General features: G+C 47.6%; 11 protein-coding genes. 9 read left to right on the top strand and 2 right to left on the bottom strand.

Features of this window, described 5'->3' with window-relative positions; all coding sequences use genetic code 11:
- The first annotated feature begins 157 nt into the window (after positions 1-157).
- The 5 genes from ACJ2PR_RS21965 (at position 158) to ACJ2PR_RS21945 (ending at position 4,989) form a co-directional block, all read left to right on the top strand.
- The gene (locus ACJ2PR_RS21965; protein ID WP_446878544.1) at positions 158-1,147 is read left to right on the top strand and encodes an alpha/beta fold hydrolase; all 990 of its coding nucleotides are present in this window, start codon (positions 158-160) and stop codon (positions 1,145-1,147) included.
- Between the two features lie 101 nt (positions 1,148-1,248).
- The gene (locus ACJ2PR_RS21960) at positions 1,249-1,746 is read left to right on the top strand and encodes an HNH endonuclease (RefSeq protein WP_446861720.1); all 498 of its coding nucleotides are present in this window, start codon (positions 1,249-1,251) and stop codon (positions 1,744-1,746) included.
- A 251-nt stretch (positions 1,747-1,997) separates the two neighbouring features.
- On the top strand, positions 1,998-3,293 hold the full coding sequence (locus ACJ2PR_RS21955; RefSeq protein ID WP_446861721.1) for a DHH family phosphoesterase: 1,296 nt from the start codon (positions 1,998-2,000) through the stop codon (positions 3,291-3,293).
- A gap of 154 nt (positions 3,294-3,447) precedes the next feature.
- A complete protein-coding gene (gene sixA, locus ACJ2PR_RS21950) occupies positions 3,448-3,948 on the top strand; it encodes a phosphohistidine phosphatase SixA (RefSeq protein ID WP_446878543.1) in 501 nt (166 codons plus the stop codon).
- Positions 3,949-4,032: 84 nt separating this feature from the next.
- Positions 4,033-4,989, top strand: a complete 957-nt coding sequence (locus ACJ2PR_RS21945; protein ID WP_446878542.1) for a MarR family winged helix-turn-helix transcriptional regulator — start codon at positions 4,033-4,035, stop codon at positions 4,987-4,989.
- Between the two features lie 556 nt (positions 4,990-5,545).
- Here the strand turns inward: ACJ2PR_RS21945 and ACJ2PR_RS21940 are convergent.
- Positions 5,546-7,228 (bottom strand): peptidoglycan DD-metalloendopeptidase family protein, encoded by a 1,683-nt coding sequence (locus tag ACJ2PR_RS21940; RefSeq protein ID WP_446878541.1) that lies wholly within the window; start codon positions 7,226-7,228, stop codon positions 5,546-5,548.
- A gap of 565 nt (positions 7,229-7,793) precedes the next feature.
- On the opposite strand from ACJ2PR_RS21940, the gene ACJ2PR_RS21935 reads away from it, so the two are divergent.
- From ACJ2PR_RS21935 to ACJ2PR_RS21920, 4 genes are all read left to right on the top strand, one after another.
- Positions 7,794-9,662 carry a hypothetical protein gene (locus ACJ2PR_RS21935; RefSeq protein WP_446878540.1) on the top strand — a complete coding sequence of 623 codons (1,869 nt, stop codon included), beginning with the start codon at positions 7,794-7,796 and terminating at the stop codon, positions 9,660-9,662.
- A 70-nt stretch (positions 9,663-9,732) separates the two neighbouring features.
- A complete protein-coding gene (locus ACJ2PR_RS21930) occupies positions 9,733-10,692 on the top strand; it encodes a glycosyltransferase family 2 protein (RefSeq protein WP_446871905.1) in 960 nt (319 codons plus the stop codon).
- 283 nt (positions 10,693-10,975) lie between these two features.
- Positions 10,976-12,028 carry an amino acid ABC transporter substrate-binding protein gene (locus tag ACJ2PR_RS21925; protein ID WP_446878539.1) on the top strand — a complete coding sequence of 351 codons (1,053 nt, stop codon included), beginning with the start codon at positions 10,976-10,978 and terminating at the stop codon, positions 12,026-12,028.
- Between the two features lie 90 nt (positions 12,029-12,118).
- On the top strand, positions 12,119-12,820 hold the full coding sequence (locus ACJ2PR_RS21920; protein WP_446878538.1) for a Uma2 family endonuclease: 702 nt from the start codon (positions 12,119-12,121) through the stop codon (positions 12,818-12,820).
- An 85-nt stretch (positions 12,821-12,905) separates the two neighbouring features.
- Here the strand turns inward: ACJ2PR_RS21920 and ACJ2PR_RS21915 are convergent.
- Positions 12,906-13,671 (bottom strand): response regulator transcription factor (locus tag ACJ2PR_RS21915; protein WP_446878537.1); only part of this gene is annotated, 766 nt, incomplete at its 5' end.

Below are 13,671 nucleotides of genomic sequence, written 5' to 3'. Positions count from 1 at the left end.
CTGTAAATCCCTGAAAATTGGAGAACTTGGAGCCAAGGTTTTGTCTTAAAGTTTCCTGAAGTTGGAGATTTGGGGGACAGAAGTGCCGGACAACAAAGCAAAAAAGCTCCATCCAACTGACTTTAAAACACGCCATCCGTAAAAGAGGATCAGCAAAATGACAGAGATTTCCTGGCAGTTAATCTTTTTGTTGATCGCGATCGCTTATCAGTTCCTATCCAGATTTCTCGAAGACAAAACGACAAAACCACCCGGAGAATTCATTGAGCTAAACGGACGGAAGATTCACTATTGGTGTCAGGGAAAGTGCCCTTCAATCAACAGTCCAACGATCGTCTTAGACCATAGTTTGGGTGGGTTAGATGGTTATTTTTTAATTAAAGAACTGGCTAAACTGTCACGGGTTTTTATCTACGATCGCCCCGGCTACGGATGGAGTCAACCCAGCCCAAACCCTCGAACCAGTCAACAAATTGTTAATGAGTTAGATAGATTGCTGACGATCGCCCAAATCAAACCACCCTATCTTTTGATTGGCGATTCTTTTGGCTCTTATAATATGCGCCTTTACGCCCATCGATTTCCTCAAAAAGTAGTGGGTCTGGTACTGACAGATGGACTCCATGAAGACTTAATGCTCAAAATGCCCCTCTTTCTCAACTTCGTCAAAATCTTCCTGACGTTCTCGTTTGGACTTGCTCAACTAGGAGCCTTTTTGGGAATTGTGCGAATTTGTGGAACGATCGGGCTTTTTCATCTGCTTAAACCCACTTTAAGAAACTTTTCTACAGCAGCTCTAAGACCTGTACTGCGATCGTTCTATCGCTCAAATCATTGGAGGGCAATGTGTCGAGAAATGCTGTCACTCAATACGAGCAGTCGTCAACTTCAACAAGCCCAAAATCTAGGAAACTTGGCCATCGTCAGCATTCAAGCCAAACACTTTCTCAAACCTTCGCTAGGTCTATTTTCGTTTCCGATTCCCTTTGCCGATCGATTACGAGATCAAATGCAGGTCAACCTGAAGAAGCTTTCTACCAATGTTTCATCGCTCTCTGCGGCTCAAAGCAGCCATTTTGTCTGGGTAGACCAACCCCAACTGATTGTCAAAGCAGTGCAGCAACTTCTGGATAGAGATTCAGCCTAGCTGTTAATTCTCTCGTCAGATCTAAAACGCGTACCCCTTCAGATCTGCCTCTAGCTTTGTGTGTTAGCATTGTTTCAAACATTGTCTTAAGTGATCCATCAATGGGCAAGGTTCTGGTGCTCAACGCCTCCTACGAACCGCTTAATATAACCAGTTGGCGACGAGCGGTCGTTTTATTGATCAAGGGCAAAGCAGAGCAGGTCGAGCATAACGGTAAGTATGTTTATGCCGGATTTCCCCTCCCGACGGTGATCCGCCTGCGCTATTACGTCCGCGTTCCCTACAAAGAAATTCCTCTGACCCGCAAGAATCTGCTGCATCGAGATAGCCATTCTTGTCAATACTGTGGCTACGCGGGCGACGATCTGACGTTAGATCATGTGATCCCGCGATCGCGAGGCGGCGGCGACTCTTGGGAAAACATTGTCACAGCTTGTGTTCGCTGCAACGTCAAGAAAGGCAGCCGCACTCCCAAAGAGGCCAACATGCTCCTCTACAACGCTCCGCGCAAACCCTACAGCAGTCTCTACTTTGAGGTCACAAAACACGTTAAGAACGGCGTAAATCAGGAATGGCGAAAATATGTAATTGGGATCTAACCCCTTACCTGACTGGTGTGGGGTTTTTACTTGTCTAGAGATTCATAAACTTTCAGGTCTGCCATCTGACGTAAACCTGAACCGTTTTGGTCGTTTCTTGAACTTTTTTGCGAAGATCAGAATAGGCCTTGAGCGCGTCACTGTTTCAGATCTCGTTATCTCAGGTCTAAAATCTCAACTTCTGCCCTTCGATCAGCAGATTCAACCCCCTCCAGGTGTCATCCTGGTCTTATTCCCTGTGCCATCTTGATATGCAATCAGATTCGAGTTCCTCACTCAACAGCTTATTAATTGCAATGGAGCCAGATTCTTTGCCTGGTTCGAGTCTTCCGATCGAGTACCCCACCGTCGAGCCGATTGCAAAGGTGGCCAACGGAAACAGCTACAGTGAGCGACGGGGACGCTTTCCCTACGATGCCGCTCGATCACCCGAACAAGAGCAAAAAGTTGAAGGCTTTCGGCAGGTGCTAGAACGACATCGCGGCGATCGCCAAATCGTCATCATGCAGGATTTTCCCGATCCCGATGCCCTTTCTTCCGCCTGGACGTATAAGTTAATTGCTCAAAAGTACGACATTCAGTGCGATATCGTCTATGCAGGCACCCTCAGCCATCAAGAAAATATTGCCCTCGTCAAGCTAACAGGTCTGCCGCTTCAGCGCTGGACAGCCCAATCGATGAAAGGTAAAGATCTTTCGGCTTACAGAGGCTGCGTCTTTTTGGACAATCAGGGAACCACGACTCAGTTGTTTGCGTCGGTGCAACAGGCTCATGTGCCCATCACGGTTGTCATCGACCATCACAGTATGCAAGACGACATCAAATCAGAGTTTGTTGATATCCGCCCCCACACTCGCGCCACTGCAACGATTTTGACGCAGTATCTCCAATCGGGTCTGCTCAAGCTAGACAACAATATTTCAGAACATGTCAAGTGTGCGACAGCTTTGATGCATGGGTTGCGATCGGACACCAATCGTCTGATGCAGGCCCAGGAAGAAGACTTTTTGGCGGCCGCTTATCTGAGTCGATTTTACGATTCTCACTTGCTCAATGCGGTGCTGCAATCGTCTCGATCGAAACAGGTCATGGATGTGATCGAGCGATCGCTCAAAAATCGCATTGTCCAAAACAATTTTTCGATTGCGGGAGTCGGCTATCTGCGCTATGACGATCGCGATGCCATTCCCCAGGCTGCTGACTTTTTGGTGACCGAGGAGAACGTTCATACCGCAGTTGTTTATGGAATTGTCCACGACGAAGACGAAGAGTTGGAAGTCGTCGTCGGATCGTTGAGAACAAATAAAATTACTCTCGATCCCGATGAGTTTATCAAAGAGGCTTTTGGGCAAGATGCTCAGGGGCGCTTTTTTGGAGGGGGACGATCGCAGGCGGGCGGCTTTGAGATTCCCACAGGCTTTTTATCTGGCTTCACCGAAAACAGCGACTACGCCAAAATGAAGTGGAGCGTCTACGATGCTCAAGTCAAACAAAAATTGCTGAGATTGGTCAACCCAGAGCAAAACTATCCCAAAGGAGTCAACTAGCCAAATTGGGGGCGAGTTCTGAGTTTCAGGACTTTAGACTTTAGACTGGGTAGACGCTTCATCTTCGGTCTAACGTCTAGTATTCTTGCTGCGTCTGTCGCGTTAACTTAGAGGATTGGTATCTTCTCTAAACTTGCTGAACTCAACACTCCCCATGTCTACCTTTAATCTTTACCTGATTCGTCACGGACTCGCCGGACAGCACGGTGACTATGAAGACGACACCCAACGGCCCCTCACCGACGAAGGAAAGCGGAAAACTCGTCAGGTCGCCAAACGGCTGCACGAATTTGACATTCACTTTGATTTAATCCTGACCAGCCCCCTCGTGCGGGCCAAGCAAACGGCTGACATTCTCAAAGATGCAGGCTTGGGGAGACAGTTAGAAGAGGCTGTCTATCTAGCTCCGGGGGGCGACCTTCAAATCTGGCTCGATTGGCTAGAAGGCTGGAAAGATGTTGACAAATCGCTGGCTCTAGTCGGTCACGAACCCGCACTCAGCACTTGGGCAGAAGTGTTAATCTGGGGCGAACCGCGAGGCAAAATTCTCTTAAAAAAGGCAGGCGCGATCGGGCTAACGGTTCCTTTGTCTGAAACGGCGATCGCCAACTGCCAACTCTTCTGGCTCACGTCTCCCAAGTTTGTGCTTTCCTAAAAACTTCTCATCTACTTGTTAGAAGAATGCAGTAGCATTAAATGAAATAATTTATTATTAAGGATACTAAGTATTTAACAATTTATGGTTTCTTCAGAAGTTGGGCAGCCCACGACCCCTTCAAATAACCCGCAAGGCAGCGACTCTCAACGTATTTTGGCCCCTCATGGCATCGGGTACCGGATAAAACTGCTCTCACAACTATTAGGGCGCAAGTTTCAAGAACGGCTCGATCGCTTTGGGTTAACGCCCTTTCATTGGGTGGTGCTGTGCTGTCTGTGGGAAGAAGACGGATTAGCCACTTCTCATATCAGCGATCGCCTTCAGCAAGTTGGGGGTACGTTGACGGGAGTGCTGGATCGCATGGCAGAACGTGACCTGATTCGTCGAGAACGCGATGCCCACGATCGCCGCATCTGGCGGATTTGGCTCACTCAAGCTGGGCAACAACTTCAGGATATTTTGCCCCCGATCGGAGTTGAGTTGAGGGAACAGGCCCTTCAAGGAATTGATTACGCTGATCGAGAAGTTTTGTCTGATTTGCTCGATCGTATGATTGCTAACCTCAGTTCCGCCCCCGCTGCGGATCAATCTCGTCGGGGTTGGCAAGAAATTTTAGCGCCTTACAACCTGGGCTATCGGGTCAAGCTACTGTCTCAATTGCTGCTGCGTCACTTTCAAGAAAAGCTCGATTGCTTTGGGCTGACTCCGTTTCATTGGGTGGTGCTGTGCTGTTTGTGGCAAGAAGACGGACTAGCCACTTCTAGCCTCGGTGAAAAACTTCAGCAAGTCGGAGGCACGTTGACGGGAGTGCTGGATCGCATGGCAGAACGTGACCTGATTCGTCGAGAACGCGATGCCCACGATCGCCGCATCTGGCGGATTTGGCTCACTGATGCAGGCAGAGACTTGAGTAATACGCTACCTCCTGTCGCGATCGAGGTGTGCCAAAAGGCAATGGTTGACATTTCGACCGCCCAAAAGGAGCAATTTTCTCAGTGGGTCAATCAGTCGATCGCCAATCTCAGCGACCAGGTATGAGAACGATGAAGAATAAATCTAATCACCTTTTGACCATTCAAAAAATGCCTTAAAAACTGTGAATTTAACAAACCAAAACAGTATCTATAGCAATCCTAAATGAGTTATGAACAGATTTTTGTCGCTCCGTTTCAGTCCGCTTCGCCCCCTAAATTCCTCATTCTGGGGGACTTTGAAACTTGGGAATGGGTCTTGAAATCTAGGAGATCTCTCTGCTCAAATAAATCCCCCAACTTTACAATGCTGCATTTCACGAGTGATTTGGGATTGCTATAAGCTAATCGACTTTCAACTTGCACAAGCTAAGTCTGCAAACCTTTTACAATGAAGAAGCGGGCTATCAATCTAAATGTCGATCAGCTTATCATTAACAATTTTTTGGTTTCAGAGTCCTCTATCGAGAAGGATTTTGGGAGCGTTTTCGGATTAATAATGGGCAGCGAAGTCTTTCCTAAAATTCACGATAAATCAGCAAGACAAAAGCGGCAAAGCCCGATGACTTTAAATACCGCTTCTGTCCAGGGTTCAAAGTTTAAAGTTCAGACTCCTTTGTCCCTCATCCTCTCGGCTTTGAGTTTGCCCGCGCACTTGCTAACGCCTGCTCTAACTGCACTTTGGCTACCTGTAACTGCGGGCCCGGATCAGTCGTCACCCAACCCGAAGCAGTCATTTTTCTCGTTTCGTAGTGCAGGTGCGGCCCGGTTGACAATCCTGTGCTGCCGACTCGTCCGATCACCGTTCCCACTTTCACGACTTCACCCGGACGCACAAACATGCCCGAAAGGTGCGCGTAGAGAATGTCTTGCTTGCCTTTGTCAGGTTCGAGAACGATCGCTAGTCCATAGCCACCCATATTATCTGCAACCTTGACCTTCCCAGATTTGGTAGCGAGGACGGGCGTTCCTTGAGGGGCACCGAGATCAACGCCTGCGTGAAAGCGCCGATCGCCCCGCACTGGATGCACACGCCACCCATATTTGGAAGTTACAGGTGCAGGCGTGGGTAAAGGATAAAGCATCTGTTCTTTGCCCAGCGTTTCTGGAAGGGTCAAATCACGGTTAAACGCCTGTAGGTTAGGCGGACTGGTTACGCTGTAATCGGGATCGCTGCTCGCAGAAGTTGTCTGGGTCAAACTCTGGATGGGCATCGGATTGACGGCTCTAGACGGGTAGACAGGAGAACTGCTAACGACCACATTTTGACCCGGTAAGGGGGGCAGACTGGGAATCGATCGCAGTAACTTTTGTTGGCGTTGCTCCATCTGACGCTGTTTGAGGGCAGTTCTAATCGGCTCAGTGGCCTGGGCAACTCCGACTTTACGGCTGTTGACTTCTAGAGAACGAATGGTTTTGGTGACTTCTGCCTGCACCGTCGCCGGAATTTTTGCGTTTTTTAGAGATTGGCGGGCTTGCTTAAAGTTGCCCTGAGATGCAGCTTCGTAAACTCCGGTCACCACACTTTCGCGAAGCTGTGCCTCTTTTTGGGATTTGGACACAATTTCTGCCAGTCGCTTTTCTAAAACTCTTTGGCGCTCCCGAACTCGATCGGAAACAACTGGACGATCAAGCCGGGTGGGTGTCTTTATGTCGGGTGCTGTCGCGGTTGGCACTTCAACTGAAGGCGTGTTTTCTGGTCGATCGACTGTTTCGCTTGTTGTATTTTTCGATTCTTGCTGAGGTTCATTCTTCTGATCAGCTTGTGTTGTTGGTTGTGCTAAATCAGCAGATGAATTGTTTGATGGTTGCTCAAGGATCTGGGTTGCACTTTCTATTTTGACTTCTACTGACGGACTGTTGGCGATCGCATTCCCAGTTGATTGACGATTGGATTGAACTAGCTGTGACGGTTGCGGTTCGGCGGTTTGTTTTGATTCGACGACGACTGACGGAATGGGTTTGGGAGGTTGAGAAAGTTTTGTAGTAGTTTCGACGATCGGCTGGGTAGCGTTCGCCTGGGGGGTAGTTTGAATATCGGGTTTAGCAGATCGACTAAATGTAATTTCTCGAAGCGGAACGTCAGGTGAAACCGGGGTGGCAGCAATGGGTTGGGGTGTTGATAGTCTTGCGACGGGCAGGGTTTCTGGGGGAGCAACGCTAGAAGGAGGCGCTATTCCTTGGGGGGCACTCGAAGCGATCGTTGCTTTCTCTGCGACAACTTCTGTCTGATCGGCCTGAACCTCATCGGCGATCGATTGTTTAAAAGTTTGTGCCGCTAGTAAAGAGGGTATGAGTTCTAACATCGTCTTCCTGTCTTCAGGGGTTCATCTAGCTAATACGCTCTTTACCTCTCTCTCCAGGATGAATCTCAGGGTTTATACGAATGTTAGAAGGCTTTTTATAAAACTTTGAGGAGTGTAAATTCAAGAAAATCGTTGCTGGCTCAAGTTATCAGCCATTACGCTGACTGTTTTGCGATGAGTAGCGATCGCGATCCAACCAGTTCACTCCTGCCAAAAGACATTAATTCAGCGATCTCAACAGCTTCTTTAGAGGTTGAGTGAGCAAAAGAAGGTGGTCGAAGGTATGCGAAATAGAGTTATCTACAGAAAATCGGGATTTTTTTGAACGCAGGTGTATATGTTTGAAGCTAGGGAATATTAGTGTGGGTCGCAGACAATCTAGCGATCTCTTCGAGTTATCCGTGGGAGCGTTCTCTTACCTTTTCTACCTGCGGTTTTTAGCTAAACCTAACTCTCTCCATCAGAAATTATGCTTGCTTTATTGCCTCTACTTGCTTTCATTTTTTTATACTTAATCTTTCAGAGACTGATTACAAATTGGCGACTTTCTATCTTATATAGTGCGATGACGTGGAGCTTGGCGATCGCATTTTCAACAGAGCTTCTCAGTTTTTTTAGTTTAATCAAATTTTCCTGGATTACTGGTTTTTGGGCGCTGATAAATTTTGGCTTAGGTCTACTCTATCTTCAAATTTTCAAACGTCAAGAAGAGGTCTTATTTCAGAAAGATCGATTAGCTTCTGACTCCTCACAAGGGGTTAAATCAAAGTTATCAAACCTGCTAATTTTTTTGCTGAGTGGTGTCGCGTTGATTGCCATCGTAATAGGAGTAACCGCGATCGCCGCCCCTCCAAATAATTGGGACTCCATGACTTATCACCTCGCTCGTGCGGCGCATTGGGTGCAAAATCAAACAGTTTCAAACTATCCTACTTTTTATACGCCACAGCTATATCACCCCCCATTCAACAGCTTTGTCTTTACTCATCTACTAATTTTGGGTCAGAGCGATCGCTGGATGAATTTGCTGCAATGGGCGAGCATGGTGGGCAGTGCGATCGGAGTTTCACTAATTGCTCAAAGACTGGGAGCCGACCTGCGAGGTCAAATTTTTACAGTAGTTTTTTCCCTGACAATTCCAATGGGAATTTTGCAAGGATCTAGCACTCAAAATGATTATATTGTCTGCTTCTGGATTGTTTGTCTAGCTTATTTTGTTGTTGCTTCGACTGAGGGAATCAAACCTAGAAATACGGCAGCGATCGCTGCAAGTTTGAGTCTTGCTTTGTTCACAAAAACCTCTGCCTATTTCTTTGCCTTTCCATTAATGCTGTGGTTTAGTTACCTCTGTATTCGAGAAAAACGTTGGCAAGTTTGGAAACCTCTGGCAGCGATCGGGCTTCTTGTTTTGGCAGTCAATTTAGGTCACTATTTTAGAACCTACGAGTTGTTTGGCTCTCCGATTAGTGGCGGGACGCCTGAGATGGCTAGAGAATACAAAATGGAGGTTTACAGCGTTCAATCTTTTGTTTCAAATGTTATCAGAAACCTGGCAATTCATATCGGTACACAGATTAGTTTGATTAATGGCAAAGTGAATGGTGCAATTACTGTTATTCACAAGTTTTTGGGATTTGATCCAAGTGATCCTAGAATTACCGTCCCGACTCGAAGATTTGGCGTTTCGGCTCCGTCTTTTAATGAAGATACGGCTGGAAATCCCTACCATTTTTTGTTAATTGGGTTTACGATCGCCCTCTTCTTTTTCTCTACTCATCTTAGAAAGCAGCGGCGTTTAGCCATCTACCTTGGGTCAGTGATTGGAGCCTTTCTATTATTCTGCTTTGCGCTCAAATGGCAGCCCTATAGTGCACGTCATCACCTGACTATTTTTGTTTTATTTTCAGCATTTGTGGGCGTTGTTTTGTCAAATCTTAAAACTCGTCGAGTTGCAAACGCGATCGCACTAATTTTACTTGTCCTGTCGTTGCCCTACGCTTTCAACAATAAATATCGACCCATTTTAGGTCGTGAAAGTGTTTTGACAACTCCTCGATTGGAGCAAGTCTTTATTCAACGAAAATGGCTCAAAGCACCGTATCCAAATGCGGCAAGTTTTGTAACGGCTCAACAATGCTCAAAAGTGGGGCTTTATCTGACGGATGATTCGGCCTGGGAATATCCACTGTGGACACTGCTTCACAACAAAAATCTTCGGATTGAGCAAATTGAGCATGTAATCGTTAACAATATCTCAGCCCAAAAATTGAAGGTTGAGCCTTATAAATCCTTTGATCCTTGTGCGATCGTCGTCTACGCCAACCAGAAGACTTTTCAAGCCCAAAAAGATCAGCTACAAGTGCGTGACAAACTGTATACCAAAGCCTGGTCAGAATATCCGATGAGCGTCTTCCTTAAAAAACAGCGCGGATGAAATTATTTGCGCTAGTCTTTGCAGTAGCCAGAGATTTAATCGTACATCGATCAGTGGACTTTTTCAGGTTATGACTCCAACCTATTCTCTAATCATTCCGATCTACAACGAAGAAGCAACGATCGCAGAACTCTATCGTCGAGTCAGTGCCCTGATGGATCGTCTGGATGCACCAGCAGAACTGGTATTAATTAACGATGGCAGCCGGGATCGATCGCTCTATATGATGCGAGAATTACACCAAAAAGATCCACGAGTTTGCTATCTTAGTCTGGCTCGCAACTTTGGACATCAAATCGCCGTTACAGCAGGATTAAATTTTGTGCGGGGGCGCGTTGTCGTTATTCTGGATGCTGATCTACAAGACCCACCCGAATTGATTCCAGACATGCTAGAACTCTGGCGACAGGGCTATCAAGTCATCTACGCCCAACGCACACAACGCAAAAAAGAAGGCTGGTTCAAACGGTTGACGGCTTATGTGTTTTATCGATTGCTAAAGCGGCTCGCTGATGTGGATATTCCCACCGATACGGGCGACTTTTGTTTGATGGATCGTCAGGTAGTCGATGTACTCAACTCAATGCCAGAGCGAAATCGATACATTCGAGGGCTGCGATCGTGGGTTGGGTTTAGACAAACTTCGATTAAATTTGAGCGCGATCCTCGGTTTGCTGGAGATGTGAAATATACGTTTCGCAAGTCATTCTCACTAGCAATCAATGGGTTAGTTTCTTTCTCCAAAGTTCCCTTACAAATTTCTACTTATATTGGATTATTCTCAGCATTCGTCGCTCTGATCATGGCAATGCTTGTCTTATATTGGCGTTTCTTTGTTCCCCATTCTCCGCTGACAGGTATCACGGTTATTATTGTTGCTATCTTCTTTTTGGGCGCAGTCCAGCTTGTCAGCATTGGCATTCTTGGTGAGTACATCGGGCGAATCTATGAAGAAGTCAAAAATCGTCCCCTTTACACATTGGGAGAAGTGGCTGGATTTGAGAAGAGAGAGATGAGGGATGAGGGATGAGGGATGAGGGATGATTGGGTTCTCGATATTGACTCAGCGCCACTTAGTTTTTGGGCATGGCTGAATTCAGGTGTGAGTCGTCGAGATTGAAAGTCTGGAAGTCTCTCAGAATTGGAGCGTTGGAGTTTAGACCACCGTTCAGCACCACTCAATTTTTGTTGTAAAGTCCAATTCGATCGGACACACCCCAAAACCGATTAAAATAGCCCCGAACCTCAGAAACACTCACAGGTTCATCTCTCATCCCTCATCCCTCATCCCTCATCCCTCATCCCTCATCCCTATGCTCCACTGGCGTACCTGGCTACTGACGATCGCACTTCTCATTCCCCTAACTGCCTGTGGTGGAGAAGCCCCAACTGGACAAGGTGGCGGAACGGCTACAAAAGGACGGTTAGCTACGGTTTTGAGCCGTGGAAAAGTGATTTGTGGCGTGAGCGGCGAACTGCCTGGATTTAGCTTTGTTGAGCAAGATGGCAAATATTCGGGCTTGGATGTGGATGTCTGTCGAGCGATCGCCGCCGCTTTATTCAACAATCCCGATGAGGTCGAGTTTCGCAATCTCAACGCTAAAGAACGGTTTACGGCAGTCCAGACGGGCGAAGTGGATATTCTTAGCCGCAATACAACTTTTACCATGAGCCGCGATACGTCTACTGGGCTAGAATTTGCGCCTGTTGTCTTTTATGACGGTCAAGGCATCATGGTACGCAAAGCCAGCAATATCAAGACGTTGGCTGACCTCAAAGGCAAATCTATCTGTATTCAAACAGGCACCACGACTGAGCAAAATTTGACCGATCAGATGCGAAAGCGAGGCATTCCCTACAAGCCCGTCGTGTTTGAGGATGTCAACACCACCTTTGCCACCTATGCCGAAGGCCGCTGTGAAGGCGTGACAGCCGATCGCTCTGCCCTGAGTTCTCGTCGCACCACGCTGCCCAAGCCGGACGATCATGTAATTCTGGACGAAGCGCTGTCTGAAGAGCCACTCGCCCCTGCGATCGCAGACGGTGACGCGAGTTGGAGTAATGCCGTGCGATGGATTGTCTATGCGCTATTTGAGGCTGAGAAGTTGGGGATTACGTCTCAAAACGTTGATCAGCAGGTGAAGAGCACCGATCCGACTATCAAGCGCTTTTTGGGATCAGAAGGGGATCTGGGTAAAGGGGCTGGAATGGACAATGCTTTTGCAGCCAGAATTATTAAACAAGTGGGCAACTATGGCGAGATTTACGATCGTAACCTCGGCTCCAAAACTCAACTCAATCTACCGCGCGGACAAAACAACCTCTCGACCAAAGGCGGTCTAATTTTCTCTCCTCCGTTTCGATAAGCAGCGCCCTAAAATCTACGTCGCGTAGGAATCTTTGGGAAGTTTCTATACTAAAGTCAGCCGATCGAGTTGCAAGCAAGGATTTTGGCAATGACCCCTCAGCAACCTACACTCACCTCCTCCGAATTGTTTTATCCAGAAAGTGACGGCAAGCCAATGGCGGACAACACAAAGCAGTTCCATTGGATCGTCGTGATCGAACAAAATCTGGAATGGTTGTTTGCCGAAGATGCAACCGTTTTTGTAGCGGGAGATTTGTTGTGGTATCCGATCGAGGGCAACAACACCCTTTGTACTGCCCCGGATGCGTTAGTTGTGTTTGGTAGACCCAAGGGCCATCGAGGCTCATATCAACAGTGGAAAGAAGCCAACATACCGCCGCAAGTCGTATTTGAAGTCCTTTCGCCCAGCAATACGCGGCGAGAAATGGATCGTAAACTGCTTTTTTACAACAGCTACGGCGTAGAGGAATACTACGAATATGATCCCGATCGCATTCGTCTCAGAGGTTGGCTGCGATCAGAAGATGGATTGCTGGATGAAATCGAAACGATCGAGGGTTGGGTCAGTCCGCGATTAGGGATTCGATTTGGGCTGGCCGAAGAACTGCAACTTTATCACCCTGACGGAACGCCCTTTTTCTCGTTTACCGAAATCAATCAAAGGTTTGAAACAGAACAAGCGCGAGCAGAACAGGAACGTCAACGAGCAGAACAAGCCGAGCAGCAAAGTCAAGAGATGGTGGTGTTACTTCAGCAGTATCGCGATCGCTTTGGAGAACTCGCTGAATAGGATGCCATTTTAGCAAGGCAGACTTCGTTCTGGTAGGCGCGGTTTGAACCGCCAGAATTGCAGATTATCGAACGCTCAATCCTTGCTAAAGTTTGGGAGTCTCTGAATCGTTGAGCAGCGACAAAAAAGCACTGGCAAACATCGCAGCCTGAGTTCTGTCGCGCAAGTTGAGCCGACTGAGAATGCTGGTGACATGATTTTTGACCGTTCTCTCAGAAATGTAGAGCGATCGAGCAATCTCTCGGTTGCTGGCTCCATTGGCGATCAGACATAAAACCTCGCGTTCTCTGGGACTCAGTTGGGCAAGCTCTGGAGGCAGGCTTTTGGCAGACGGAGTAGATTGGGCATAGGCGATCGCTTTTTCAAATAGTCCCGGCCCCATCTGTGTATAGCCCTGATGCACCGCTCGAATCGCCTGCGCCAACTCCTCAGAGCGCGTGTGTTTGAGCAAATAGCCCTTCGCCCCGTGCTGCATCGCTTGCGACACATACTCATCGTCGTCAAAGGTCGTCAGCACCAGCACTTTTGTTTTGGGATGGTCTTGAGCAATCATTTTGGTCGCCGCCACTCCATCCATCACGGGCATTCGGATATCCATCAACACCACATCGGGCTGAAGAATCACCACTTGTTCGACGGCCTGCTGTCCGTTTGCGACCTCACCAACCACCATCAGATCGGGTTTTGCGTCCAGCAGAGTGCGGAGGCCTTCCCGAATGAGCGCTTGATCGTCTACCAACAAAACTCGAATCATAAAGAAGAAATGGGCAATGGGCAACTTTCTGATCAACGTCCCCCTTTTTAATCTCATCAGGGGTAAATTCCCCGCCCCTTGGGGCGTAAGAAGGCTC

It is taken from the genome of Phormidesmis sp. 146-33 (genome assembly GCF_052939515.1).
This window is presented reverse-complemented; position numbering and strand designations above follow the sequence as displayed.

Bases quoted from the DNA above. Each gene is read 5' to 3' on its own strand.
- ACJ2PR_RS21925 (WP_446878539.1), top strand. From the start codon at position 10,976: ATGCTCCACTGGCGTACCTGGCTACTGACGATCGCACTTCTCATTCCC.
- ACJ2PR_RS21930 (WP_446871905.1), top strand. From the start codon at position 9,733: ATGACTCCAACCTATTCTCTAATCATTCCGATCTACAACGAAGAAGCA.
- ACJ2PR_RS21945 (WP_446878542.1), top strand. From the start codon at position 4,033: ATGGTTTCTTCAGAAGTTGGGCAGCCCACGACCCCTTCAAATAACCCG.
- ACJ2PR_RS21955 (WP_446861721.1), top strand. From the start codon at position 1,998: ATGCAATCAGATTCGAGTTCCTCACTCAACAGCTTATTAATTGCAATG.
- sixA (WP_446878543.1), top strand. From the start codon at position 3,448: ATGTCTACCTTTAATCTTTACCTGATTCGTCACGGACTCGCCGGACAG.
- ACJ2PR_RS21965 (WP_446878544.1), top strand. From the start codon at position 158: ATGACAGAGATTTCCTGGCAGTTAATCTTTTTGTTGATCGCGATCGCT.
- ACJ2PR_RS21935 (WP_446878540.1), top strand. From the start codon at position 7,794: ATGACGTGGAGCTTGGCGATCGCATTTTCAACAGAGCTTCTCAGTTTT.
- ACJ2PR_RS21920 (WP_446878538.1), top strand. From the start codon at position 12,119: ATGACCCCTCAGCAACCTACACTCACCTCCTCCGAATTGTTTTATCCA.
- ACJ2PR_RS21960 (WP_446861720.1), top strand. From the start codon at position 1,249: ATGGGCAAGGTTCTGGTGCTCAACGCCTCCTACGAACCGCTTAATATA.
- ACJ2PR_RS21940 (WP_446878541.1), bottom strand. From the start codon at position 7,228: ATGTTAGAACTCATACCCTCTTTACTAGCGGCACAAACTTTTAAACAA.